At 61.4% G+C, this 24,929-nt stretch carries 19 protein-coding genes and 1 other annotated feature; of the genes, 12 read left to right on the forward strand and 7 right to left on the reverse strand.

The window, feature by feature from the left end:
* The first annotated feature begins 57 nt into the window (after positions 1-57).
* From FOI68_RS06220 to FOI68_RS06235, 4 genes are all read left to right on the forward strand, one after another.
* On the forward strand, positions 58-1,155 hold the full coding sequence (locus FOI68_RS06220) for a bifunctional 3-deoxy-7-phosphoheptulonate synthase/chorismate mutase (RefSeq protein ID WP_044897349.1): 1,098 nt from the start codon (positions 58-60) through the stop codon (positions 1,153-1,155).
* A gap of 127 nt (positions 1,156-1,282) precedes the next feature.
* Positions 1,283-1,591, forward strand: coding sequence for a metal-sensitive transcriptional regulator (locus FOI68_RS06225; RefSeq protein WP_029098699.1), 309 nt, complete (start codon positions 1,283-1,285; stop codon positions 1,589-1,591).
* A 114-nt stretch (positions 1,592-1,705) separates the two neighbouring features.
* The gene (ccpA, locus tag FOI68_RS06230) at positions 1,706-2,716 is read left to right on the forward strand and encodes a catabolite control protein A (RefSeq protein WP_044897348.1); all 1,011 of its coding nucleotides are present in this window, start codon (positions 1,706-1,708) and stop codon (positions 2,714-2,716) included.
* 54 nt (positions 2,717-2,770) lie between these two features.
* The gene (locus tag FOI68_RS06235) at positions 2,771-3,697 is read left to right on the forward strand and encodes a 5'-methylthioadenosine/adenosylhomocysteine nucleosidase (RefSeq protein ID WP_065067005.1); all 927 of its coding nucleotides are present in this window, start codon (positions 2,771-2,773) and stop codon (positions 3,695-3,697) included.
* An 85-nt stretch (positions 3,698-3,782) separates the two neighbouring features.
* Here FOI68_RS06235 and FOI68_RS06240 read toward each other — a convergent pair whose 3' ends face one another.
* From FOI68_RS06240 to FOI68_RS06255, 4 genes are all read right to left on the reverse strand, one after another.
* Positions 3,783-4,940 carry an acetoin utilization protein AcuC gene (locus FOI68_RS06240; RefSeq protein ID WP_029098702.1) on the reverse strand — a complete coding sequence of 386 codons (1,158 nt, stop codon included), beginning with the start codon at positions 4,938-4,940 and terminating at the stop codon, positions 3,783-3,785.
* Positions 4,937-5,581, reverse strand: coding sequence for a CBS and ACT domain-containing protein (locus FOI68_RS06245; RefSeq protein ID WP_029098703.1), 645 nt, complete (start codon positions 5,579-5,581; stop codon positions 4,937-4,939). The genes FOI68_RS06240 and FOI68_RS06245 overlap by 4 nt, the downstream gene beginning before the upstream one ends.
* Positions 5,582-5,611: 30 nt before the next feature.
* Positions 5,612-6,244, reverse strand: a complete 633-nt coding sequence (locus FOI68_RS06250) for a GNAT family N-acetyltransferase (protein WP_143862627.1) — start codon at positions 6,242-6,244, stop codon at positions 5,612-5,614.
* 81 nt (positions 6,245-6,325) lie between these two features.
* A complete protein-coding gene (locus tag FOI68_RS06255; protein ID WP_143862628.1) occupies positions 6,326-9,430 on the reverse strand; it encodes a transglycosylase domain-containing protein in 3,105 nt (1,034 codons plus the stop codon).
* A 120-nt stretch (positions 9,431-9,550) separates the two neighbouring features.
* Positions 9,551-9,768, forward strand: a binding site (T-box leader).
* A gap of 62 nt (positions 9,769-9,830) precedes the next feature.
* Here FOI68_RS06255 and tyrS point away from each other — a divergent pair.
* Positions 9,831-11,102 (forward strand): tyrosine--tRNA ligase, encoded by a 1,272-nt coding sequence (tyrS, locus tag FOI68_RS06260; protein ID WP_143862629.1) that lies wholly within the window; start codon positions 9,831-9,833, stop codon positions 11,100-11,102.
* Between the two features lie 142 nt (positions 11,103-11,244).
* Here the strand turns inward: tyrS and rpsD are convergent, their stop codons facing one another.
* Together rpsD and FOI68_RS06270 are read right to left on the reverse strand one after the other, a co-directional pair.
* Positions 11,245-11,841, reverse strand: coding sequence for a 30S ribosomal protein S4 (gene rpsD, locus FOI68_RS06265; protein WP_029098707.1), 597 nt, complete (start codon positions 11,839-11,841; stop codon positions 11,245-11,247).
* 306 nt (positions 11,842-12,147) lie between these two features.
* Positions 12,148-14,427, reverse strand: a complete 2,280-nt coding sequence (locus tag FOI68_RS06270; protein WP_143862630.1) for an S-layer homology domain-containing protein — start codon at positions 14,425-14,427, stop codon at positions 12,148-12,150.
* Between the two features lie 213 nt (positions 14,428-14,640).
* Here FOI68_RS06270 and FOI68_RS06275 point away from each other — a divergent pair, with 213 nt between their 5' ends.
* The 7 genes from FOI68_RS06275 (at position 14,641) to FOI68_RS06305 (ending at position 23,360) form a co-directional block, all read left to right on the forward strand.
* Positions 14,641-15,222 (forward strand): histidine phosphatase family protein, encoded by a 582-nt coding sequence (locus tag FOI68_RS06275; RefSeq protein ID WP_044897344.1) that lies wholly within the window; start codon positions 14,641-14,643, stop codon positions 15,220-15,222.
* Positions 15,223-15,247: 25 nt separating this feature from the next.
* Positions 15,248-17,503 carry a GGDEF domain-containing protein gene (locus FOI68_RS06280; protein ID WP_255433380.1) on the forward strand — a complete coding sequence of 752 codons (2,256 nt, stop codon included), beginning with the start codon at positions 15,248-15,250 and terminating at the stop codon, positions 17,501-17,503.
* Positions 17,504-17,679: 176 nt separating this feature from the next.
* A complete protein-coding gene (locus tag FOI68_RS06285) occupies positions 17,680-18,675 on the forward strand; it encodes an MBL fold metallo-hydrolase (RefSeq protein ID WP_143862631.1) in 996 nt (331 codons plus the stop codon).
* Positions 18,676-18,740: 65 nt separating this feature from the next.
* Positions 18,741-19,616, forward strand: a complete 876-nt coding sequence (locus tag FOI68_RS06290) for a hypothetical protein (RefSeq protein WP_143862632.1) — start codon at positions 18,741-18,743, stop codon at positions 19,614-19,616.
* 269 nt (positions 19,617-19,885) lie between these two features.
* On the forward strand, positions 19,886-20,494 hold the full coding sequence (gene refZ / locus FOI68_RS06295) for a forespore capture DNA-binding protein RefZ (RefSeq protein ID WP_029098713.1): 609 nt from the start codon (positions 19,886-19,888) through the stop codon (positions 20,492-20,494).
* Positions 20,495-20,536: 42 nt separating this feature from the next.
* Complete coding sequence (locus FOI68_RS06300; protein WP_483296162.1) at positions 20,537-23,155, forward strand: septation ring formation regulator EzrA; 2,619 nt, start codon at positions 20,537-20,539, stop codon at positions 23,153-23,155.
* Between the two features lie 7 nt (positions 23,156-23,162).
* On the forward strand, positions 23,163-23,360 hold the full coding sequence (locus FOI68_RS06305; RefSeq protein WP_029098715.1) for a hypothetical protein: 198 nt from the start codon (positions 23,163-23,165) through the stop codon (positions 23,358-23,360).
* A gap of 248 nt (positions 23,361-23,608) precedes the next feature.
* On the opposite strand, the gene FOI68_RS06310 is transcribed toward FOI68_RS06305, so the two are convergent.
* Positions 23,609-24,889, reverse strand: a complete 1,281-nt coding sequence (locus FOI68_RS06310; protein ID WP_143862633.1) for a BaiN/RdsA family NAD(P)/FAD-dependent oxidoreductase — start codon at positions 24,887-24,889, stop codon at positions 23,609-23,611.
* Between the last annotated feature and the right edge of the window lie 40 nt (positions 24,890-24,929).

The following is a 24,929-nucleotide window of genomic DNA, read 5'->3' on the forward strand; positions in this document are numbered from 1 at the left end:
TAATAACCCTAATTTATCGTGTGAGTACAAAGGAAAACGAGGAGAGTGGAGACGAAGATGGCACACGACCAAATCGAAACCATGCGCAAACAGATCGACGAGATCAACCTGCAGATTCTCTCGTTGATCAACAGGCGGGCCGAACTCGTCCAGGAGCTGGGCAAGGAAAAGGTGAAGCAGGGCGTCAACCCCTTCGACCCGGAACGGGAGCGCCAAATGCTTACCCAACTGGTGGAAAACAACAACGGTCCGTTCAGCGACAACACGATCCGCCACCTGTTCAAGCAAATTTTCCAGGCGTCGCTCGACCTGATGAACGACGACAACAAAAAGGTTCTCTTGGTCAGCCGCAAGAAACAGCCGGAAGACACCGTGATCACGGTCAAGGGCGTGGAGTTCGGCGGAGGCCGTCCGATCCTGATTGCCGGCCCGTGCTCCGTGGAGAGCTACGAGCAGGTGCGCGCCGTGGCGGAGAATCACGTCAAGCGCGGTCTTCGCGTCCTGCGCGGGGGAGCGTACAAGCCGCGCACCTCGCCGTACGACTTCCAGGGTCTGGGCGTGGAAGGCCTGGAGATTCTCAAGCGGATCGGGGACGAATTCAACCTGGTGACGATCAGCGAAATCGTCAATCCCGCCGACCTGGAACTGGCCACCCGCTACATCGACGTGATTCAGATCGGGGCCCGCAACATGCAGAACTTTGAACTGCTGAAAGCGGCCGGACGCATCAACCATCCGATCCTGCTGAAGCGCGGGCTGTCGGCGACGATCGAAGAGTTCATCTACGCCGCGGAGTACATCCTGTCCGAGGGCAACAAGCAGGTGATGCTCTGCGAGCGCGGCATCCGCACCTACGAGAAAGCGACCCGCAACACGCTGGACATCTCCGCCGTGCCGCTGTTGAAACAGGAGACCCACCTGCCGGTATTCGTCGACGTGACCCACTCCACCGGCCGCCGCGATCTGCTCCTGCCTACGGCCAAGGCCGGTCTCGCTGTCGGCGCGGACGGCGTCATGATCGAAGTGCATCCGGATCCGGACGTCGCCCTGTCCGACGCCAAGCAGCAGGTCAACATCCCGCAGTTCAACCATATCCTCGACGAACTGCTCGCATCCGGTCTTTATAAGGAAGAAACGGCAACGGTACGGCGCTGATCCGTCCGTCTGAATAAGCAGTGTCCAGGGCTCTTCCGATCGGCGGGAGGGCCCTCCTCATTTGACGAAACGCGTCCCAGCCAGTAAGCTAAGCACAAGAGGACATGGCTGAAGGGAGCGATGGCGGATGAGTGAACAGGAGCACTGCTGTACGTCGGAGCGGTCCACCCCGCGTCCGGACAAGATCAAGAGCAATCTCATCTCCCGGCTGAACCGGGTGGAAGGACAAATTCGCGGCATCCGCGGCATGGTGGAAAAGGACGTGTACTGCGACGACATCCTGAATCAGATCGCGGCGGCCCAGTCGGCGCTGAACGCGGTGGGCAGAATGCTGCTGGAAGGACACATGAAAAGCTGTGTCATCGACCGCATTCAACAGGGAGACAGCGAAGTGATTGACGAACTCTTGAAGACGATGAACAAGCTGATGAGATGAGGGGCCGCTCGCCCGGAAAACGATTGCAACCGGGCACGGCTTGTCGTATCATAAGTGCATACATTTATGAAAATGATCATGAAAACCATAAAATGGGGAAAGTGAGGGTATGTGATGCCGGTTACTATCTATGATGTGGCACGAGAAGCGGGAGTTTCGATGGCGACGGTTTCCCGGGTTGTCAACGGGAACCCGAATGTCAAACCATTGACGCGCAAAAAAGTGTTGGCTGCGATCGAACGACTCGGGTATCGGCCCAACGCAGTCGCGCGCGGATTGGCCAGCAAGAAAACAACGACGGTCGGTGTCATCATCCCGGACATCTCCAGTCTGTTTTTTTCCGAATTGGCCCGCGGCATCGAAGATATCGCCACCATGTACAAGTACAACATCATCCTGTGCAATTCGGACCAGCGCATGGAAAAGGAACTGCAGTTGATCAACACGCTTTTGGAAAAGCAGGTGGACGGCCTTTTGTTCATGGGAGCGGAAATCAAGGAAGACCATTTGCAGGCGCTCACCAGCGCATCGGTGCCGACCGTTCTGGCGGCGACGCGGGATGCGGACAACACGCTGCCGTCCGTCACCATCGACCATTTCCAGGCGGCCTACGACGCCACCAAGGCGCTGATCGATCACGGACACAAGCGGATCGCGATGATCACCGGACCGATCAACGACCCGCTGGGCGGTCTGATGCGCTACGAGGGCTACAAAAAGGCGCTGGCCGACGCCGGGATTCCGCTTGACGAGAAGCTGGTGGCCCACGGCAACTACTTCTACGAATCGGGGCTGCGCACCGCCGGAGAGTTTCTCAAGCTGTCCGACCCGCCGACCGCCATTTTTGCCGCCAGCGACGAAATGGCGATCGGGGCGATTCACGCCGTGCAGGATGCCGGCTTGAACGTGCCGGCCGACATCGAAGTGATCGGGCACGACAACATCCGGCTGGTGGAAATGGTGCGGCCGCGGCTCACCTCGGTCGTCCAGCCGATGTACGACATCGGAGCGGTGGCGATGCGCCTGTTGACCAAGTACATGAACAACGAGCACGTGGAGGAGCACGTCGTGCTGCTGCCCCACCGCATCGAATACCGCGAAAGCACCCGGCCGCGGGAAACCTGAAGCGCCGCGAGGGACGAAGCGTTTGACAGCAGGAGAAGCAGGAGGGAAAAAGAGATGCGCATTGGGATTATCGGCGCGATGGACGAGGAAATTGCGCTGTATCTGGAAGCGATGACCGGCACGGTCAGCACGGAGAAGGCGGGCATCGTCTACCACGAGGGAGAGATGGAGGGAACATCCGTCGTTCTCTGTAAATCGGGGGTGGGCAAGGTAAACGCCGCCGTCACCACGCAAATGCTGATCGATCAGTTCAAGGTGGACCGCGTCATTTTCACCGGGGTGGCGGGAGCGGTTCACCCCGATCTGAACATCGGCGATATCGTCGTCTCCACGGACTGCGTGCAGCACGACATTGACGTGACAGCACTGGGATTCGCCCCCGGCCAGATTCCGTACACCGAGCAGTGGGTGTGGCAGGCTGACCCGGAGCTGCGGGAGCTGGCGATCGCAGCGGGCAAGGACCTGGAAGACGGCGTGCAGGTCGCGAGCGGGCGGATTCTCTCCGGCGACCAGTTCGTCGCCAGCCGGGAAAAGGTCAAGTGGCTCCGCGAGCAGTTTGACGCCCACTGCACGGAGATGGAGGGCGCAGCCGTCGCGCAGGTGTGCGCCATGAACGGCGTGCCGTTTGTGATCGTTCGCTCCATGTCGGACAAGGCGGACGGCTCCGCGCACGTCAACTTCGCGGAGTTTACCCAGTTGGCGTCCCGCCGTTCTTACGCGATCGTCAGCCGGATGCTGCGCGCGATGACGCCCGGCGTGATCGTGTACTCCACCAAAAACTGCATCGACTGCGACATGGTGAAACAGTGGCTGACCGCAAAGGGCGTCGCGTTTGAGGTGCGGGACGTGATGACCAGCCGCGCCTACCAGGAAGAAGTGGAGCGCTTCGGCTTCATGGGCGTGCCCGTGACGGTGGTCGGCGGCAAAGCGGTCAAAGGCTTCCAGCCAGACGAGCTGGAGAAGCTGCTGAGCCGTTCGTAACAAAACGCGCATGAAAAAACCGGTTTCTCGCGGGAGAGACCGGTTTTTCGTTTTTGGCCGGCGAACCGGCCCGCTGTCTGCCCGTTCAGTTGTCCGCTCCGATCGGCGCGTACATCAGCGCCCTCTCCAGCGTGATGCGGTTTTTCTCAGTGATCTCCGCGCGGCGGGGGATCGGGGGAAACGGGTCGTCAAACAGCCGGGCCGGCAGTTCCAGACTGCTCAGCGGCTGCCAGCGGGAGCGCCACGCCTCCGGCAGCGGGCCGTCCGCGAGCGGCTGATCGGTCATCTCGCTCCAGAGCAGCGTCCAGGCGCGGGGCACCACCCGCCAGATGTCGTAGCCTCCGCCGCCCACGGCGATCCAGCGGCCCTGGCACCACTCGTGCGCCAGGCGATGAGCCAGCCGGGGAATCTCCTGGTAGATGCGCATTGAACAGGAGAGGTGCGTAAGCGGGTCGTAGGCGTGGGCGTCGCAGCCGTTTTGCGTCACGATCACGTCCGGCTTGAAGCCGCGCGCCAATTTGGGAACCAACTCGTGGTAAATGTCCAAAAACGACTGATCTTCTGTAAACGCTTCCAGAGGAATGTTAACCGTATAGCCGTAGCCGCTGCCTTCCCCCCGCTCCGTCAGGCTGCCGGTGCCGGGAAAGAGGTATTTGCCGGTCTCGTGCAGGGAGACGGTCAGGACGTTGGGATCGTCGTAAAAGGCCCACTGCACGCCGTCTCCGTGATGGGCGTCGGTGTCGATGTACAGGATCCTGGCGTCCCAGTGCTTGCGCAGATAGGCGATGGCGACGGAGCAGTCGTTGTAGATGCAAAAGCCGGATGCCCGCCCGCGAAAGGCGTGGTGCAGCCCGCCGGCGGGGTTGAAGGCGTGCTCCGCCTGTCCGTTCATCACCGCGTCCACCGCCTGCAGGGTGCCGCCGACGATCAGGGCGGCGGCCTCGTGCATCTGCCGGAAGCAGGGGACGTCTTCGGTGCCAATCCCGTACCCGGCCGCCAGCGGCAGCTCGGCGTCGCTTTCCCCCTGCTGCCGCACAAACTGGATGTAGCGCGGATCGTGGATCAGGGCCAGTTCCTCGTCGGTCGCCATCCGCGGCGGCAGGATGTCGGCGTCGTTCAGCAATCCGTAGGCGCTCATCAGATCGTAGGTCAGGAGCAGACGGCGCTGGTTGAACGGATGTTCGTCGTGAAAGTAATACCGGGTGTAGTCGGCGGAGTAGATCAGACGAGCGTTGCGGCTCAACGCCGGTCCCCCCCTTCCCCGGGAGCGACGACCGCAAAGCCCTTGTCGCGCAGCAGTTGAACGACGGGGCGCGGGTCGATCGTCTGGACGCGGAAGACCAGATTCTTCCTGCCCGGCCGGCCCCCGGGGAAGACGACCACGCTGCAGACGTTCACCTGGGCTTCACGCATCACCTGGCTGACTTCCGCCAGCATGCCCACGCGGTCGTCCACCTCCACCTCGATGTGGGAACTGGGTTTGTTCACGCCAAACAGTTCGATCAGGCTGTTGAACAGGTCCGATTCCGTGATGATGCCGACCAGCCGGTTTCCTTCCACGACCGGGAGCGAACCCACCTTGTGTTCGTAGATTTGCACCGCCGCGTCTTCGATGAAATCGAGCGGATGGGCGGTGATCACCTGACGCTGCATGATGTCCGCCACTGGCTTTTGCAGGACGGTGTGATCGTCGTCGTGGACGAGCAGCGTGGACGGCAGGGCATCGCGCAGGTCGCGGTCGGAGATGATTCCCACGAGGCGCTCCTGTTCCACGACGGGCAGATGCCGGATGCGGTTGCCGCGCAGCAGTTTCAGCGCGTCGCCGATGCTGGTGGCGGGGTGGACGGTGACGACCCGCCGGCGCATGATCTTCTCGATTCGCATGGGCAAAACCTCCCCCTTTCCCTGGCGCTCCTAATAGAAATAGCGGTTTTGAAAGCGCATGGCGTCAAAAGCGGCGATGCTCTCCGGCGGGACCCGCCTGCCGATTCGGGCCATCAGGCAGTTGGCCGGATGGGAGCAGATTTCCGGATCGTCCGTGGCCATCCAGACCATGCCGACGCTGCCCATCACCTTTTCCATCACTTTCCGGTACTGCCACACATCCAGCCCCGTTCCTTTCAGGTCCCAGTGCCAGTAATATTCCGTCGTGATGACGATATAGTCTTCCATCGCGTCGTCCGCAAAGGCCACCTGCAGCATCGTCTTGGCGACGCCGCCGCCCCGCACGGCCTGGCTCACTTCGATTGCCCCCAGCTCGAGCAGGTCGGGGAGTTGGGCCTGCGACCAGCGCTCCAGCGGGTCGGGATAGAGAAACGTGACGTAGCCCAGCACCAGCTCCTCTTCCCGGGCCACGATAATCCGCCCCTCCGGCAGGGCGGCAATTTCCACGAGGGCCTTGTGCTGCTCTTCGGGAACGCGGAATGCCTTGAGCCCTTCGTCGAAGCGGAGGGAGGCCAGACGTTCCGGTTCGATGGGCCCTTCCACCAGCAGCCGCTTTCCGCCGGCGACGAGCTGCTGTGAATGATAGCGCTTGACGTGCTTCATCGATGCACCTCCTGGTCTAGAAAACAAGAGATGGCAGCCAAACCATCTCTTGTTCACCTCTCTATCCCTATCATACGTCGTTTAGTGGGCGGAGACGCTGTTCGATTGCGGCGATTCTCCGAAACTGTTGACGGCGGTGACGTAATACGTGCCGCCGGCGTCTTCGGTCATGTGCACGTAGCTGGTGCCGGTCACCGATTCCAGGAGCAGGTATCCGGTTGCCGGGTCCGGGCTGAAGTAGACGTTGTACGCGATGACCTGTTCATTTGCGCTGTTGGCCTTCCACTGCAGCTTCCAGCCGTCCTGGGCCTTTTTCAGCGTCAAAGACTTGGGCGCACTGGGCGGCGCGGCAGCGGGCTCTCCGCCGTTTCCGGCCGGCTCTCCGCCGGATCCGACGTCGGTCGAACCGTTTGGTCCAGGGAGCGGCGTTTCCGTTTGGCCGGGGACGGTCGGGTTCCCCCAGGTGCCTGCGGAATCGCCGGCCGAGGCCACCGCTGACGGCGCCGACTCCTGGCCGGTGATGTCCACGGCGGTGACGTAGTAGCCGTACCGCCCGCCGTTTGCCGACGCATCCGTATAGCTGAGCACGGCCGGGTCCTTCACCGTGGCGATGCGGACGAATCCGTTCTGCGCGTTGGCGCGGTAGACGCGGTAGCCGATCAGGTCCGCTTCGCCGCCCGACTTCCACGAAAGCGTCACGTGCTCGCCGGAACGGACGGCGGTGACGTTGGCGGGAGCGGCGGGAGCGCCGGCCACCTCGGTCCTGGGGTCCTCCTTGTCGGGCAGGCGCTGCTCCCAATCAAGCGGCTTGACGCTGGCCTTTTTGTTTTTGGCGAGAATCTGCTCCTTGTCGGGCAGCGGGTCCGGCGAGCGGAAGAAGATGCCCTCCGACACGAAGTCGTCCGGCGTTCCTTCCTTGGCCAGGTAGCGCTCGCCGTTGTAGAGGACGACACGGGCTTTCTGATGGGAGTCGTCCGTTTTGGTCGGCAGGAACTGCCGGTTGAACAGATCGGTGATCAGGTGGCCCGCCTCTTTGGACAGTTCACTCGGCAGGAGCCCGGACTTGCTGTCCACGGTGGCGGTAACGATGCCAGCCGGTTTGTCGAAGGTCTTGTCGGGCGGCGACAAGTCCGGGTGTTTGTCGAGAATCTGTTTCATGATCTTGCCCCACACGGCCATCGGCACGTATTTGTCCCGGTCCGGTATGGGATAGGGCTCGTCGTACCCGATCCAGACGCCCATGGAAAGGTCGGGGGTGTACCCGACGAACCACAGGTCGTTGCTGTTGTTGGTCGTCCCCGTCTTGCCGGCGACGTCCACCTTGCGCGGAACGTACTGGCGGATGTGGGTGCCGGTGCCGGCGTTGACCACCGAGCGGAGCACGTCCGTGATCAGATAGGCGGTCTGTTCGCTGTACACCTGTACCGGCTCCCCTTCGTGCCGGTAGATGACCCTGCCCTGGCTGTCCTCGATCCGCTCGATCAGGTAGGCGTCCACGAACGACCCGTGATTGGCAAAGGTGGCGTAGGCGTTGGTGATTTCCTCCACCGTCAATCCGTACGTCAGCCCGCCGATCACCCCCGTGGCGGCGTAATTGTCGCTGTCGACCAGCGTGGTGACGCCCATTTTTTTCACGTATTCCAGCGCCGTCGGGATGCCTACCTTCAGGTACGTCTTGATCGCCGGGATGTTCCAGGACATCCGCAGCGCTTCGCGGGCGCTCATGATGCCGTGAAACTTGTTGTTCCAGTTCATCGGCAGGTGGGAGCCGGTTTGCCCGTCCGCCAGCAGCACGGGGGAATCGTCGATCGGCGAGGCGGGCTGCAGCAGTCCCAGTTCAAACGCGGGCGCGTAGGCGGCCAGCGGCTTCATGGCCGAACCCGGCTGACGGGGAACGGTGGCGTGGTTGGTCTGTTCCACGTTGAAATCCCGTCCGCCGATCATGCCAAGGATGGCGCCGGTTTTGTTGTGAATCAGCATGGCGCCGACTTCTTCCAGGGCGTTTTCGATCTTTTCCGTCTTGCCGTTGGAGCGGCGAATCGTGTATGTCGCGTTTTTTCCGAAGTTTTTCGGGTCCTGGGCCACGTCCTGCATGATCGCGTTGACGTCCTTGTCGATCGTGGTGTACACCTTGTAGCCGTTGCGCAGGATGTCGCGCCGCTTTTCTTCGATCAACTGGCGGTACTCGTTGCGTCCGACGCTGGACTTGTCCCGCCCTTTTTCCTTTAATTCGGCGTCGACCAGCGCGCGGGCGGCCCGCTCTTCGATTTCCATCATCAGGAACGGCACTTCCCGGTACGCCTGCTGCGTCGGTTTGGCCAGCCGCGCCTTCAGATCGGACGCCAGCGCTTCATCGTACTGGGTCTGGGTGATGTACCCGTTTTCCATCATCCGGTCCAGCACCATCTTCTGGCGATCCTTTCCGCGCCGGTACCCTTCGGAGTTAAACGGCGAATACGCCCCGGGATTTTGAATCATCCCCGCCAGATAGGAGGCTTCCGCCAGGTCCAGGTCCTTCACGTCCTTGTTGAAAATGCCCTTGGCTGCGGCCTGGACGCCGTACACATTGGAGCCGTTGGCGTTTTTCCCGAGGTAGATCTCGTTCATGTAGGCTTCGAGAATCTGGTCCTTGGAAAACATCCGCTCGATGCGCAGCGCGTTGAAGATCTCCCGCGCTTTGCGCATGTGGCTCACTTCATGGGAGAGGATGGTGTTTTTGACCAACTGCTGGGTCAGCGTGCTGCCGCCGGTGACGACAGGCTGGTTGGTCAAGTCCTGATAGGCGCCGCGCAGCGTCGACTGGAGCACGACTCCCTTGTGGTGAAAGAAGTTTTTGTCTTCGGTGGCGATGATGGCGTTGATCAGATAAGGAGAGACTTCGGATTTCCTCACCAGCCGCCTGTCCCCTTCGGACGCGCGGAGCTGTCCGATCAGCGAACCGTCGTTGTAATAGGCGAAGCCGGTGAGGTAGTTGGTGAAGATTTTTTTCTGCAGTTCTTCCCGGCTGCGCACAGGCTCGTCCTTGACGAGCGCGGCGACGTAGCCTGTCACGATGCCTCCGGCCAGAATGACGCCCAACAGCCCCATCAGCAGCAGGCCCTGGACCATCAGCAGGACTGTCCGCCTGCGGCCGCGGCGGCGCTTGCGCTTGGCCGGTTCAGAGGAAGAAGAGTGCTTGTTCGACATAGATCTACGACCCCCTAGCGTTATCCTGATTATACCATAGGAGGGATCGGGAGGATAGAAGTGCGCCGTTGACAGGGGATAGCCGCTGTGCAACAATAACGGTATACGTTTTTACAGCAGACCGTGGCGTCGAACGGTGACAGTAGCGAGTGACAAGCGGAGTTTTCAGAGAGCTGGTGGTCGGTGCAAACCAGCCCCTTCCACATCGCGAAGTACACGCCGGGAGCCTTCCGGACAATCCGGACGGAGCAGGCCGTTACCCTGCGCAATGAGCGGAAAGGGTGCCGTGCGCATCTTTTCAACTAGGGTGGTACCGCGGGTGCAGACTCGTCCCTAACCAGGGGCGGGTTTTTCTTATTTTTATGGATGTCAGGGATCAAGGAAAAGGAGCTGTACAGGGATGAGTGTCGAACAGACAAACGAGACGTACGCGCTGACGGAAGCGCAGAAGCAGGAAGTGGAACGCCAGTTGGCGGTGATTCGCCGAGGGGCGGTGGAAATCATTCCCGAGGAGGAGCTGCGGCGCAAGCTGGAGCGCTTTGTCGCGACCGGCCGGCCGCTGAAAGTGAAGCTGGGGCTGGATCCGTCCGCTCCCGACATTCACGTCGGCCATACGGTCGTGCTGCAAAAGCTGCGCCAGTTCCAGGAACTGGGCCACACCATCCAACTGGTCATCGGCGACTTCACCGGCCGCATCGGCGACCCGACGGGCAAGTCGGAGACGCGCAAGCAGTTGACCGAGGAACAGGTGAAGGAAAATGCGAAAAGCTACGTGGAGCAGTTCGGCAAGGTGCTGGACGCGAGCCGCGTGGAAGTGCACTACAACTCCAGTTGGCTGGCGCCGCTGACGTTCGCCGACGTCGTGCAGTTGGCGGCCAAGACCACGGTGGCCCGGATGATGGAGCGGGACGATTTCGAGAAGCGCTTCAACAGCGGCCAGGCCATCTCGCTGCATGAATTCTTCTACCCGCTGATGCAGGGCTACGATTCGGTGGCGCTGGAAAGCGACGTGGAGCTGGGCGGCACCGACCAGAAGTTCAACCTGCTGATGGGCCGCCACCTGCAGAAAGAGTTCGGCCAGGAGCAGCAGGTGATCCTCACCATGCCGCTGTTGGAAGGGCTGGACGGCGTGCAGAAGATGTCCAAGAGCCTGGGCAACTACATCGGGGTCAACGAGCCGCCGAACGAAATTTACGGCAAAGCGATGTCCGTGCCGGACGAGCTGATGCTCCGCTACTACGAACTGGCGACCGACATCTCCAGCGAGGAACTGGAAGCGCTGAAGAGCGGCCTCGCCGACGGCAGCGTGCACCCGCGCGACGCCAAGATGCGGCTGGCGAAAACCTTTGTGCGCATGTTCCACGGGGAGGAGGCGGCAGAAGAGGCGGAGACCTACTTCAAAACCGTCTTCCAGCAGCGCGCCCTGCCGACCGATCTGCCGGAAGTGGCGCTGGATGGGTCCGCCTACGAAAACGGCGAGGCCAACATCGTCAATCTCGTGTTTGACCTGAAGCTGGTCGACTCCAAGGGGGAAGCCCGCCGCATGGTACAGCAGGGAGCGGTCAAGGTAAACGAGGAGAAAGTGGCCGACATCAATCAGAGCGTGCCGCTTGCGGACGGCATGGTCGTCCAGGTGGGCAAGCGAAAGTTTGCGAAGGTAAAGCTGGGATAACGCCACGAAAGCCCGTGCCGATTTGGCGCGGGTTTTCTTCTTTATGTTAGCGACGGCATGCAGCGGATGAAAAAACGTTGCGCCCATCAAAAAAGAGCAGGCCGGCAATCGGCACTGCTCTTTTTTCGACTCGCTCCACAGATTAACGGCTGTAGAACTCGACGATCAGTTTTTCGTTGATTTCCGCCGGCATTTCTTCGCGGTCCGGCAGGCGGGTGAACGTACCTTCCATCGCGTTGTCGTTGAACGAGATGTAGTTCGGCAGGAAGCTGCGCGCTTCCAGCGAATCCTTGATGATTTGCAGGTTGCGGGACTTCTCGCGAACGCTGATCACGTCGCCCGGTTGTACGCGGTAGGACGGGATGTTCACTTTTTTGCCGTTTACCAGGAAGTGGCCGTGGTTAACCAGTTGGCGCGCAGCCGGACGAGTCGGCGCGAAGCCCATGCGGTATACCACGTTGTCCAGACGGGATTCCAGCAGTTTCATGAAGTTTTCGCCAACAACGCCGTGCATTTTGGTAGCTTGCTCGAACGTGCGGCGGAATTGTTTCTCGCTTACGCCGAACATGTGGCGCAGTTTTTGTTTTTCTTGCAGCTGGATGCCGTATTCGCTCAGTTTGCGACGGCTGTGGCCGTGTTGGCCAGGCGGGAAGTTGCGCTTGATGTCTTTGCCGGTGCCATCCAGGGAGATGCCCAGACGACGGGCCAGTTTGTGACGTGGACCAGTGTAACGTGCCATGTTTTCATTCTCCTTTGAAATGGGATTCACAGGTGTTTACTTCCGGAAGGCTAGTTCCATCTTTACCTACACGAACTTCGGACGGTAGCGTTTCCGCATCGTGCTCCTCACAGGTAGTTCAGCCGCAGCCTGTAAAGGGATGAAACTAAGAGGGTGGTACCTCCCGTTTTTACCTGCAATCAATGCTACCCTGTACACATACATCCAATATTATAGTCTTGGGCCGCGCAAAGTCAAGGAAAATGTACGGGGCGGCCTGCTTGGGCACGCCCCGGCTGCGTTCCCGGCCGCTGGTTTTGCTGCCGGTTAAAACGTGCGGCTCTCTTCCAGCTCGCTCCGTTTTTCCAGGAAACGGGCAAACGCAATGGCGGCGTCCGCCCGGGAGACGCTGCCCTTCGGCCGGAACTCCCCTTCGCCGGGCGGCATGATGCCCAGCGTCGTCACGATGACGATGGCGCCCCGGTGTGTGGACTGGTCGATGTCGGTCAGCTTCGTCGCGAACATCTCGGCGTGCTCCGCCAGTTTGCGGTATCCCAGGGCGCGCACGATCATGTCCGCCAGCTCCTCCCGGGTGATCGTCTCATCCGGCTTCAGCGACGGGGAGTCCTTGTCCAGCAGGCCGCGGTCGACGGCGGCTTCGACGGCGGCGAAGTAGCGGGAGTCGCTGGCGACGTCGCGAAAGCTCGCTTTCCGCTCGGCGGCCAAGGGCAAAACCCGTCCCTCGTTGAGGCTGAGCATCAGCATCTGGATCATTTCGCCGCGGGTGATGCTCCGCTCCGGCAGGATGTTGCCGTCGATCAGGGAGAGCGCCTCGTACTCGTACATCAGCATGAGCTCTTTTTCGGCAGGGTGTCCCTTCAGGTCGGCGGGGGCGGGACGATGAAGCTGGATCGGCTTGCCCGTCGCCAGGCTGCGCCAGCCGCCGCTGACGGCGTCAAAGACGTACGGCTGATCCAGCGGCGTCACTGCGGCGCGGTACACCAGCTTCGCCTTGCGCGCGGGCAAAGTGGCGGCTTTGCCGACGCGGGAAGCGGCCGCGCCATCCGGGAAGGGCTCGAGCACGTAGACCGCTTCCATCTCCGTTTCATTCTGCCAGGCCGCCAGCGCTTCTTCGGCGGGGCGGTGTTTCGGCACCTGCGCCGGGTAGGTTTCCGGTCCCACATTCACGTTGTAGGAGAGCAGTTCGCCGGTGGCGGCATCAAACGAGACGCTGGCGGAGCCGGTGGCGGCCGGAATGCCGTTGACCAGCCGCTGGAACCGCACCTCGTACCGCTCGGCGTCCGGCTGCTGCGGCTCCGCTGATTCCGTCAGATAGAGCCGGTCGGCCCAGGTCGGCGTCCAGGAGCGGATCGCTTCCGCCGCTTTTTTCTTCAAGCTGTCCGCGTCTGCGTTTTTGGCCGCCGCCTTTCGCGGCTCCGGCAGCCGGTTGTTTTTGCTGAAGTGGTACACGTCCCCGTTGAGCGCGTCCATGGCGATGAAGACATAGCTTTGGCCGGTGGCGTTCTTCGCTTCGTATTCCAGGTTCCAGACCGGCCGGCTGCCGTTGTAGTCCTTTTCGTTGTAGGTGGCGGCACGCAGTTGGTATCCGGAGAGGTCAAACGTTCGTTCCGCCAACTGGACGGCGGCATCCTGTCCGAGCGGGCTGCCCGTGTGGCGCGGGGGCAGGCGCTTGCCGCTTGCGGGCGGTTTCTCCACCTCGGGTTTGAGCGGCGCGAGCGTCTCCGTCAAGGGCGTGCCGTCTCCTGCGTCCAGGTAAAAGGAGAACGGGTTCTGATAGGCCAGAATCGGGTTGTTCCGCTCCTCTCCCCGCGCATCCCAGGGAAGCACGTAGGAGAGCTTCGCTTTCGCGTGCTGCTTGAACAGCGCGGCGGCTTCCTCGGGCGAAAGCATCCGCTGCGGCTTTTCAAAGCGGACGCCATCGCTCCAGCTCAGCGTGTAGCCGGTGACCGTACCGGCGGCGCTGACGGTGATGTCCGCGCCGTTGTCGGGGAACGGCACGCCGTCCACCAGGCGGACAAACCGGAACGTGTAGGAGGTGCCGGCATCAAGCGGCGTTTTGGGCTGCGGCAGATCGCGCACATACAGGCGGGTCGCCGCCGCTTTGGCCGGGTTGTGCCGGGCGAGGAACTGCTCCGCCACCTTCTGTGCCTCAGCATACGACACGCGGCTGGTGTAGGCGGGTTTGGACGGATGTTGTTCGTAGCGGGAATAGCCGGTCAGCTCCCCGCTGTCGGCGTGGATGCTGACGGTATAGGAGAACGTGATCTCGTTTTGGTTCCGGTCTTTTTTCACCCAGATAAACGTCCATTCCGGAAACGTGCGCCAGATGTCAGCCGAACGGAACGACACGTTTTCCAGCTCCAGTCCCTCCGGAACCAGTTGTCTGGCGATGTTCAGCGCCGCCTCCTTGGACAGTTTGGCTTTGCCGGCGGCATCGGCCAGCGGCTTGCCCGCCGGGGCGCTGACCGGTCCGGACTGGACGGGGGCGGCGGACGGCAGCGGTTGCTCCGCGTAAGCCTGGGCGGCAGGCGCCAGCAGGGCGGCGCTCAGCACAACGGAGCCCGATCGGATGATCCACGGTTTCATGTACAATCCCTCCACGGTGTCAAAATCAAGCGTACACCTTCTCTGACGCGTGGAACCGCACGCTCGTTTCACGCGGACGGGGGAAATGGAGAGGCGAGGAAAAATGGGAATTTTGTCCCAGATGTGTCGCAATCTATATGGAATTGCAAACATTCATCTTATATAATGAAAAAGGACCAGCACCAGAATCACGGCCGGGGAGGAGTAAGCAACTTGGATACGATCGTCTACTTGATTCGCCACGGTGAAACGGATTGGAACCTCGCGCGCCGCATTCAGGGCCACAGCGACGTGGCGCTGAACGAAGCGGGCCTGCGCCAGGCGCGGCAGGTGGCTGCCCGTTTTCGCGGCAAGACCATCCGTGCCGTCTACTCCAGCGATCTCAGCCGGGCGCTGCAAACAGCCCGCCAGATTGCGGAGAACGCCGGCGTCTCCGTTTCCGCCTTGAGCGCGCTCAGGGAGCGGTGCTACGGTCAGTGGGAAGGGTTGACGTACGAGGAAATCAGGGAACGGTTTGCACATCAAGATGAAGTGGCATGCGGAATCGAGACCTTCGAGGGAATGCAACAGCGAGCTGTGACGACGTTGACCGGGCTGGCGGCCGGCCATCCGGGCGAAGAGATTGTCGTCGTATCCCACGGAGGCTTTATTAATTGCTTTTTGCACTACGTGACCAACGGTGAGCAGGGAACGGGCGTAACGCGGATCGACAACACGGCAGTCAACGTGTTCCGTTACACCGGGCAGCGTTGGGAAGTGCTGCAGGTCAATGATACTGACCATTTGGAAAAATGAGAAAACGCTGAGAGAGGGAATTCTCGTGTCAAGCAAAATGTTGGGGAAGTTGGAGACTGTCTTTTCCTACATGGCCCACTTTATTCTGCAATCCTGGCCGGAAAAGCGCCCAGGCATTCTTTTCTTGACAGATTCCGTCGGCCGTTTGCTCAACGTCATCAGGATGCAAGTCGGCCAAACCTGGAATCCCAACGGACTTGACCTGCAAAAGGGCAGCTCGCTTTGCGGCGATGCCCGCTCGCCCGTATCCCGCGCCCTGCGTACGGGAGAGATCACGGTATGTGTGGCGGACAGCGGTCCCCTGGTCTGGGGCGCGTTTCCGCTGTGCGAACGCGACGGGCGTGCCCGCGCCGTTATCGGCATGCTGGCCCCCCAGACGGAGGTAGACTTCGACTTCTGTTCCTTCATGCGCGGATTGGAACCGTTGATCCGGATGGGGTACGATGCCTACATTCAGCACGCCACCAGCGAAATCGTGATGAACCTCACCAGGCACGACAACACGAAGGATCTGCTGACCAGTTTGGTGGGGCAGATCGCGGACATCGTGGAAAAAGGGTACTGCTCCGCCGTCAGGCTGACGGAAGTCGGAACGCTGAACAGCCGGGAACTGGTGACCACCGAGCCGGCAGGCGAGGGGGACTGCCACATCAAGCAGGTGGCGGCCCGCCTGGGCGAGCGGATGATCACGCCGTCCGTGTGGGACGAGCATCGCACCGTCGTTTTTCCCATCTCCTGCGAAAACAGGCCGCTGTACGCGCTGTTTCTGCACCTCCCGCCTGACGAGCCGGACTGTGTGTACGACGAACGGGATGTCGCCTTCCTGCAGGAAGTGGGGGAAAAGGCGAGCTACGCCTTGTGGCGGACCATGGTCGCCGATGCGCTGCGCCGCGAGGCCACCCAAAAGGATCTGCTGTATCAGTTGATGACCAGGATTCAGGCGTCCATCGACGTGGAAGACGTGCTGAGCGAGATCGTGACCAGCATCCGGAAGCTCTATCCGACGGCTTTTGTCGAACTGTTTCTGACCGTGGAAACCAACGCCACCACACCCGTCAAACCCCTCTCCTTTCAGGACGATGACGCGTCCACCAGCACGCGGGCGTACCTGGAGGGAAGACTGGTCGTCGATTACGAAGAGCGCGACGGCATCCCAATGGCCGTGATCGCCGCGCCGCTGTTGGGCAAACAGGGCATTTACGGGGTGCTGCAGCTAACGGCCGAACGGCAGGCAGCACCGGGGCCGCAGGAGACGGAGTACATCTCGATCCTGGCGGAGACGGCGGGGAAAGCCTTTGAAAACGCCCAGCTCTACCAGCAGTCGCGCAACCTGATCCGGGAGCTGCGCCTGATCAACGAAATGGCACGGCAGTTGAACCGCAGCCTGAATCTGAAGGAAATCCTCGACTTTGTGACGAAGATGCTCCTGGAGACCTTCTCGGCCGAATTTGTCGCCATCCTGCGCAAACGGCCGGATGAAGACCGCTTCGAAGTCATCTCTTCATCGCTGCCCGCGTGTCACGGACGGCTGGTGTCCGCCTCCGAAAAACCGTTGGCGGATGCAGTGGCCGGCAAACAGGTGCTCATGCTCGCACAGCCCGGCGCCAAACCGCTGCCCTTTTCCCTGAAGCCCTGCGCGTCGCTGATGGGAGTGCCGCTGGTGGTGGAAGGAGAGCTGGGAGGCGTGCTGCTCGCTGCCGATTCCCGCCATCATTTCTTTGGTTTTGACGATTATAAACTGCTGGAGATCTTCGGGCAGCACGTCAGCCTGGCCATGACCAACGCCATGCTGCACAACGAAGTGGAGCGGATGGTGATCACCGACAACCTGACCGGTCTCTACACCCGGCGCCACCTGAACGACTGCGTGCGGTCGTCGCTGGAGAAAGACTGCTATGGTTCGCTCCTCTTGATCGACATCGACTATTTCAAAACGGTGAACGACACGTACGGACATCAGGTGGGCGACGAAGTGCTGCTGCAGGTGTCCGAGCTGATTCGACGCAACATTCGTGAATCGGATATCGCGGCCCGCTGGGGCGGCGAAGAACTGGCGATCTACCTGCCGCGCGTGGACAAGGTGACCGCCCATGGCATCGCCGAGCGCATCCGCTCCCTGGTGGAGGCGGAAACCACTCCGCGGGTCACCATCTCCTGCGGCCTGGCAGCATGGAGCCGGGACCTGCAGCCGCAGTTCAGCGTGGAGGAGCTGTTCCACCAGGCCGACGTCGCCTTGTACGAGGCGAAAAACAAAGGCAGAAACCAAGTGATTCTCGCGTAGGAGCCGGACGAGGCTCTTTGCTTTTTCTTCCTGGATCAGAGAGTGTGAACGTCCATGAGTCCGCTTCCTGATACAGCAAGAAAAGCATCTGCCAACGATGAACCGGCTGCGCCGACAGGGACGCGGTACACGTCTTTCGTAACGACCAATACACAGACAGGACGGGGGAATGGCGAATGGGAAGTGACAAGCACAAGCGAATTGCGGAGCAAGTGGCGAATGGGGTGTACCGGCTGGAGATTCCCACTCCCTTTTCCGTCGGAGCGGTCAACGTCTATCTGGTGGAAGGGGAGCGTTTGACGCTGGTGGATGCCGGACCGCTGACCGAGGAGGCCTGGCAGGCGCTGACGGACGGACTGGACGAGCTCGGATACCGGGTGGAAGCGATTGAACAGGTCATTTTGACCCACCATCACGTCGACCACTGCGGGCTGTTGGAACGGGTCCGTCAGGCGTCGGGAGCGTGCACCTACGCCCATCCGCTCGCCGTCCCGTACGTGGAGTGGCACGAACCGTTTCTCGCCTTTCACGACCGGTTTTTCCACGAGCTCTACCGGGAGAGCGGCGTGCCGGAGGAGAAGCTTTTCCTCATCCGGAAGTTCCACCAGTTGATGATGACGTTTTCCCAACGCAGCCGCATCGACGATTTGTTGAAGCACGAGCAGGCTGCGCCCCATCTGCCCGAGTGGCAGGTTCTCTACACCCCGGGCCACTCGCAGAGCCATCTTTCCCTGTACCGGGCGGCCGATCGCGTCATGATCGCCGGGGATCACATCATCAAGCACATCTCTTCCAACGCCTTTGTCGAGCCGCCCCGTGACCAGTCGCGGGCCCGACCGCTGACCCTGGTGCAGTACCGGACGGCGCTTCAGATGTGCGCCGACATGGAGATCGACCTGGTGCTGTCCGGGCACGGCGAGCCGGTGACCAATCACCGCGAACTGATCCTGGCGCGATTGCAGAAAAACTGGGAGCGGACGGGCATGCTCCGCCGGTTCCTGGCTGACGGCGAAAAGACGGCCTACGAGCTGAACGCGCTCCTGTTTCCGTCGCTGTACGAAAAGGAACTGCCGCTCACGCTCTCGGAGACGCTGGGCCACATCGACCTGTTGGCGATTCTGCACCAGGTGGAGATCAGGAAGAAGGACGGCGTGCTCTACTATTCCCTTTGACCTGCCAGCAGAATAAGCCTTTTCTTCCTCGGAAACCCTAATGGCGACGAGGAGGAGGGACGAACATGCGCAAAGCGTGGAACTTCATATTCTTGCCCCTGCTGTGCGCGGCGCTGGCGGGCTGCAACACGATGGGGGCCAGGCCAAACGCGGCAGCCGCCTTTGACCAGGTCCGCGACCGTTTTGCGGAGCAGGAGGCGTTTGCGTTTTACGGCCAGACCAAGCTGCTGACAGGGGATACCGCCAACGGAAACGTCGTCAGTTTCTCCGGGCGGAAGCATGGGGACGGAATCCTGATGAATGTGAATCTGTCGCAGCCTGAACGGAAACGGGTGAACACCCTGTCGCTTTTGTCCAGGCAGCAGCGGCTGTACGTCAAGCAGGGCAGCGACCGGGAGTGGAAGAGCGTGGGCCGCGACGGGTCATTTCGCCAGGAGCTGAACAACTGGGACCCGGTCTTTGCCTTCCGACAGATGGACGAGTTGAAAAAGAGCGTACTGCCGCTGACCGACCGCAATACGGCAGACGACATCGAAGCGGTGCGGGTGCTGCTGGACTCGACGAGGCTGAAGAATTGGCTGGCGGAACAAATGAAGGAGCAGGCGGGCCCGCATGTCCAGTCCGCCCATCAGCCGCGGCTCAAGCTGGCGATGATGCTCTCCGACGGCGCGTGGAGAGCGCCCCGGCAGGGAGCGGCCATCCAGGCGGCGGAGCCGAACGTTGACGAGATGATCGACCAGATGGAGCTGGAGGCGGAGTACACCGTGTATTACAACAAGACCACCATGCTGCCCACCAGTCTGGTGATGTCCATCCGCTCCGAGTACGACGCCAACAACCAGCGGGTGCTGGAACACGCCCAGGTGGAGACGTTTCTGCAAAACTACGGACAAGTGCCGCCGCTGCCGGAACCGACGAGCGCGGAGAAAACGGCAAAGTGAGGGAATGGAAGCAGGCGTTCACGTGCCGCAGGTGCGGTGTGTGAACGCCTTTTTGCGCGGGGCGGGGCGTCGCGGCAGCCGCACCATGTGCGGTCGTGCCGCTTTCGCGTACTTGCTAAAATTGGCAGGAGGAACTCTGGAAAACTTTGTCGAACTATCTACAGGACTATCTGTTTGTTGGCGAATGGTCTGTACAAGGGAATTTGCCTGAGCGGCCTTGCTGCCCGGTTCGGATTTGCGATGGCCGGAACAGGAGAGGGGAATGGCGAATGGATCAGACCAAACTGCGCATTCTGTCGGCAGCGGCCAAGCTGTTTGACATACACGGCTACCACGGCACGTCCGTGCGTCAGATCGCGGAAGAAGCGCGGGTGAACGTCGCGCTCATTTCCTACCACTTCCGGGGAAAACAGGGCGTGCTGGAGACGCTGATCGCCTCATACTTCGAGACGCTGTTTCGTCTGCTGGAAAATCGGGAAAAAGAAGACAGCGGACTGCCTTCCATGGAACGGCTGGAGCGGGTGATTCGCCTCTACCTGTCGTTTCAGCGGGAGCACGCGCCCATCACCCGGCTGATTCAGCGCGAATTGAGCGTGGAGTCCATGCTGGCGCGGGAAGTGATGACGCTGTACCTGAGCCGCTGGAAGCACGGCATCGCCAACGTGATCGAAGAAGGAATCGCTGCGGGAGAGTTTCGTGTCGTGCCGGTGGATCGCATCGCCCTGGCCACGGCCAGCCAGCTCATTTATCCGTTTTTGCAGCCGCAATCGGTGCGGGAAGTCTACTATCTGGAGCCGGCCTCGGAGGAGTTTGCGGAATGGCTGCTCGTCTCCGTCATGCGCTATCTGGAGGCGTGGCTGCTCCCGGCTCGCGGGTAAGCCGGCTCGCGCCACTCGAGAATTTTACGCTAAGGGGTTGTCATGACCGTGAAAAGAAAATGGGTCCTGCTCTGTCTGGCAGGCATGCTGTTATATGCCAATCCGGCGATGGCTACGCCGTTTCCGGACAAAACGGACGAAGTGATTCAAGACGCCGACGGCTATCTGAAACAGAACGAGCGGCAGAGCGCTGCCGAAGCGATCAGGCAGCTCGGCGGCAACTACAAGGTGGTGGTTGTCGAAAGCACCCAGCCGGAGGCCCAAACGCCCGACGAATACGCGAAAAAGCTGTACGACAACTACAACCTGCCCGAGGACACCCTGATGATCGTGCTCGACATCAACACCCAACAGCTTGGGGTGCACGCCGGACCCGCGCTGGAGGCAAAAGGGGCCACCCCGGACATGCTGCGCGAAAAAGTGGCGGCCTACTATGAACCGTTCCGCGTGGAAAAACAGTACCTGCAGGGGATCCAGGCGTTTCTGGCGGAAGTCAAGGGAGAATTGGAAGGGATGAAAAACAAGACGGGCGCAGCGGCAGGTTCCCCTGACGCTGCCCAGCCGTCCGCTCCGGCGGCGAAGCCGGAGGAACAATCGGATGCGGGCCTGCCCTGGTGGCTGTACGGGATCGGCGCGGTCTTTGCCGCTCTCTCCGCTGCGCTGGTGTACGCGATGATCCGCCGCCGCGCCATTTTTGCCCAGGTGGATGCGGTGGAGGAGTGGAAGGACGAACTGGTGGAAAAAATCAACGTCATCGAGGTGGACAAGCCGCTGCGCCGTTCCCGCGGCAAGACCGAGGAGCGGTACATGCATCTGGCCGACCGGAAGGAAAACCTGCTGCGCATCCGCATCCCCGACGTGGAGATGATGATTCTGGACGCGGAGGAGGCGTGCGACCGCTTCCGCTTCCAACTGGCGCTCGGCCTGCTGGCGGAAGCGCGGGACATGCTCGGCGCCATCGAGCAGGAACTGGACGAACTGAAGACGGATACCACCCAGGTGGTCGCCACGAAAAAGGAAAGCAAGCTGGCCATTCCGGAAATCGGCAAGCAGGTGGAGCAGGTGGAACGGCGCCTGTCCGACCTGCGTCTGGAGTACGGGCTGTCGTTCCACGAACTGAAGACGGCGCTGGATGAGGTGGAAACCATGCGCGCCAAGATCAAGGAAGCGCGCGCGGACGGCGACGACGTGCTGGCCTACGACATCACGCTGAAGGCGCAGAAGCTTCTGGGCACGCTGGCGAGCGACCTGGAGCGGATTCCGGCGCTGGTCGGACGCGTGTTGAAGGAGATGCCGGAAGAGTTCAAGCAGTTGGAGGAGGGCATCATCCAGGCGACGGGCGACGGGTACGATCTGAACCAGGACCCGCTGGAAGGCTCCCTGCTGCAGGCCAAGCAGCTCATCAACGCGGCGAAGTCGGCTTTGGAAGAGGGAAGCCTGGACATGGTGGAGACCCATGTCAAAGCGTTTGACGTGCTGATTGACAATACGTACCAGAATATCGAGAACATGGTCCTGAGCCAACGGCAGGCGGCAGCGACCGTTTCCGCGGCGGAACCGGAGGAATGGGAGCAGGCTGGCGGTGAGCCGGATGGGAGCATCGGACACGTCTCTTCTGACGAGATGCCGAGCGAGGCGGCGGCGGTGGTTGACCGTTCGGCGGCACCTGCGGCTGCTCTCGCCGATACGGCAGCGGCGGCCATTTCCGCGGCGGCGGCTGAAACCGCATCGGGAGCCGCCGCATTGGGAGCCGCCGCATTGGGCGCAGCAGGACATGTCCGGACAGGAGAAGGAGAGGAACGGACACCTGCGGCACCGGGGCGCGTTGAAGGCCGGCGGGAGGAAGGCGGTGTCTCCCTCTCCGCAGCGGCGGACGAGGCGCTGACCCAGGCGGAGCGGGAATGGCTATTTGACACGCCGGCTGCCCTGGGCGGAACGAAATCGGCTGGTGTCAGGGAAAAGGCGGACGACCGGCATGCGGGGGGCATTGCTGTCCGGGAACACCCGGCTGCCCGTCCCGGTGAGAACCCGGCGCTTCAAGCCGAGGAACGCATGGCTGCCAGCCATATGGAAGAACCGGCGGACCAGAAGGACGCAGAATTTGAACTGGTAATTCCCAAGGGCCACGATACGCGGGAAGAGGCGGAAGCGGAGGAGCAGCCGGAACCGGAGCGGCTGGTCATCGAGACGGAGGATGACGCCCTCGACGAGCTGGAGCGAATCTCCGGCACGCTGGTGCGGCTTCGCCAGGAGATCAAGCGGAGCTACCTGCCGGGGATTCCGGCCCGGTTGAAATACCTGTTTGAAGACGTGGTGCAGATCCTCGCGCGGATCAAGGCGATGATGGAGCAGTACCGCTACGATCTGGACGAGGTGGCCATCCTGATCAATGAAGCCAATGAACTGCTGCTGGAGACGGAGCGTCTGGCGGAAATGACGATCTCCACCTGCCAAAAGGCGGAGGGAGCGATCCAGTATACCAACCGCTACCGCCGCCAAAACCGGCAGGTGGATGACATGCTGACCAAAGCGGAGCAGGCGTTTCGCCAACTGGCGTTCGACGAGGCGTACCAGCTTGCGGAGGCAGCCCGCCTGATCGTGGAAGGGGCATCCGAAGAGCCGGAAAAAGGATGGCTCTTGCGGCGCAAGAAAAAGGGGTGAGGCGTGGATGATGCTCCCCCTGTTTCTCTTCGCCGTCGGCCTGCTTCTGATGTGGCAGCCCCGCACCAAACGCTGGCGCGCCCGCCTGCTCGCCCACTTCAACGGCGACGAGCGGCGCGTCAGGCAGCGGGCCCATACCTTTTTTCTCCTGGGCTTCGCCTTCATCCTGTCGGCGCTGGCCTACCTGTACCGGCTGACCGTGTAGGGACAGCCGCCCGCAGACAATAACGGACGCCGGGATGTAAAGTCGGAAGGCAAAAAAAGGGGAGCGCCGACTGTTTCATCGACGCCCCATGTAGGAAGATAAAGGGAGTAGAGGTGTGAGAACCCCGCAACTAGGGGGAGTAGGGGTTCTGCTCACTCTTTTTCCGAAGAAAAGAGTACCTGCTCCATAGTTTTCCCGTTTTCTCCCAATTCAAACCTCTTCGTCCCAAAACGAAGAGGTTTTTTCCGTTACGCCGTCCCCAACGCCATCCGTGCGCTGTGGGTGCCGGCCACGAAGCCGGAGGAGAAGGCGATGGTGATGTTGTATCCGCCGGTGTGGGCGTGCACATCCATCACTTCGCCGGCAAAAAACAGCCCGGCCATCCGCTTTGACTGCATGGTCCGGGGATCGATCTCCTTGACGCTGACGCCGCCCCCCGTGATGAACGCCTCTTCGAGCGACAGGGTGCCGGTCACGGTCAGGGGAAACGCCTTGATCAGCCGGACCAGGGTCATCCACTGCTGTTTGCCCATGTGGTTTCCGGTTTGGTCCTCCGGGATGGCGGCCATCGCCAGCAGCAGCGGAATCATCCGTTCCGGCAGATAGCCTTTCAGCACGTTTTTCGCCGCTTTTTTCGGCTGGTCCTCCAGGAGGCGCCAGCTTTCCTCGGCCACTTCGTCAAGGTGCTTCGCCGGCATCAGGTCGATGGTGAGCAGCAGCGGCGCGTCGCCCTGCTTCCGTTTCGTCACCGAGACGTAGTGGCCCATGCGCAGGGCGGCCGGCCCGGAGATGCCAAAGTGGGTGAAAATCATGTCGCCTTCCTGGGTGGTTACCCTTTTGCCTTTGGCGTCGTAAAGCGTCAATGCCACATCGCGCAGAGACAGCCCCTGCAGCGACTTGTCCCGGATGAACGGGTCACTCGCCACCAGCGGCACTTCCGTCGGATACAATTCGGTGATGGTGTGTCCCGCTTCCCGCGCCCAAGCGTAGCCGTCTCCGGTGGAACCGGTTTGCGGAACGGAGCATCCCCCGACGGCGATCACCACACAGGGGGCGTGGAGCCGCTCGCCGCTACGGAGCTGTACCCCGCAGGTGCGGCCGTCCGCGTACAGGACACGCTCCACCGGACTGTTCAGGCGAATCTGCACCCCCTGCCGCTTCATCCGCTCGATCAGCGCATTAGCCACGGTAATCGCCTTGTCGGTGACGGGAAACATCCGGCCGCGGTCTTCTTCCTTCAGGGCGACGCCCATCTCTTCGAAGAAGCGGATGATCTCCCGGTTGCCGAACTGGGTAAACGCGCTGTACATGAACCGGCCATTGCCCGGCATCTGCTTGATCAGCTCGTCCATGTCCTTGGCGTTGGTCACGTTGCAGCGCCCGCCGCCGGAGATGATCAGCTTGCGTCCCAGCTTGGCCCCTTTTTCCACCAGGCAGACCCGCGCTCCTTCCCCGGAGGCGGCGATCGCAGCCATCAGCCCGGCCGGTCCGCCGCCGATGACGATCACGTCGTATTCGCTTGCCTTCATGTCTTCTCGTCCTTTGTCGTTGTGATAAATGGCATCTCCC

This window comes from Brevibacillus sp. LEMMJ03 (assembly GCF_007197875.1).
GTDB lineage: Bacteria > Bacillota > Bacilli > Brevibacillales > Brevibacillaceae > Brevibacillus > Brevibacillus thermoruber.

What these genes read in the sequence shown, in the direction of transcription:
- FOI68_RS06220 (WP_044897349.1), top strand. Translation starts at nt 58, where the DNA reads ATGGCACACGACCAAATCGAAACCATGCGCAAACAGATCGACGAGATC.
- FOI68_RS06225 (WP_029098699.1), top strand. Translation starts at nt 1,283, where the DNA reads ATGAGTGAACAGGAGCACTGCTGTACGTCGGAGCGGTCCACCCCGCGT.
- ccpA (WP_044897348.1), top strand. Translation starts at nt 1,706, where the DNA reads ATGCCGGTTACTATCTATGATGTGGCACGAGAAGCGGGAGTTTCGATG.
- FOI68_RS06235 (WP_065067005.1), top strand. Translation starts at nt 2,771, where the DNA reads ATGCGCATTGGGATTATCGGCGCGATGGACGAGGAAATTGCGCTGTAT.
- FOI68_RS06245 (WP_029098703.1), bottom strand. Translation starts at nt 5,581, where the DNA reads ATGCGAATCGAGAAGATCATGCGCCGGCGGGTCGTCACCGTCCACCCC.
- FOI68_RS06250 (WP_143862627.1), bottom strand. Translation starts at nt 6,244, where the DNA reads ATGAAGCACGTCAAGCGCTATCATTCACAGCAGCTCGTCGCCGGCGGA.
- FOI68_RS06255 (WP_143862628.1), bottom strand. Translation starts at nt 9,430, where the DNA reads ATGTCGAACAAGCACTCTTCTTCCTCTGAACCGGCCAAGCGCAAGCGC.
- tyrS (WP_143862629.1), top strand. Translation starts at nt 9,831, where the DNA reads ATGAGTGTCGAACAGACAAACGAGACGTACGCGCTGACGGAAGCGCAG.
- rpsD (WP_029098707.1), bottom strand. Translation starts at nt 11,841, where the DNA reads ATGGCACGTTACACTGGTCCACGTCACAAACTGGCCCGTCGTCTGGGC.
- FOI68_RS06270 (WP_143862630.1), bottom strand. Translation starts at nt 14,427, where the DNA reads ATGAAACCGTGGATCATCCGATCGGGCTCCGTTGTGCTGAGCGCCGCC.
- FOI68_RS06285 (WP_143862631.1), top strand. Translation starts at nt 17,680, where the DNA reads ATGGGAAGTGACAAGCACAAGCGAATTGCGGAGCAAGTGGCGAATGGG.
- FOI68_RS06290 (WP_143862632.1), top strand. Translation starts at nt 18,741, where the DNA reads ATGCGCAAAGCGTGGAACTTCATATTCTTGCCCCTGCTGTGCGCGGCG.
- refZ (WP_029098713.1), top strand. Translation starts at nt 19,886, where the DNA reads ATGGATCAGACCAAACTGCGCATTCTGTCGGCAGCGGCCAAGCTGTTT.
- FOI68_RS06300 (WP_483296162.1), top strand. Translation starts at nt 20,537, where the DNA reads ATGACCGTGAAAAGAAAATGGGTCCTGCTCTGTCTGGCAGGCATGCTG.
- FOI68_RS06305 (WP_029098715.1), top strand. Translation starts at nt 23,163, where the DNA reads ATGATGCTCCCCCTGTTTCTCTTCGCCGTCGGCCTGCTTCTGATGTGG.
- FOI68_RS06310 (WP_143862633.1), bottom strand. Translation starts at nt 24,889, where the DNA reads ATGAAGGCAAGCGAATACGACGTGATCGTCATCGGCGGCGGACCGGCC.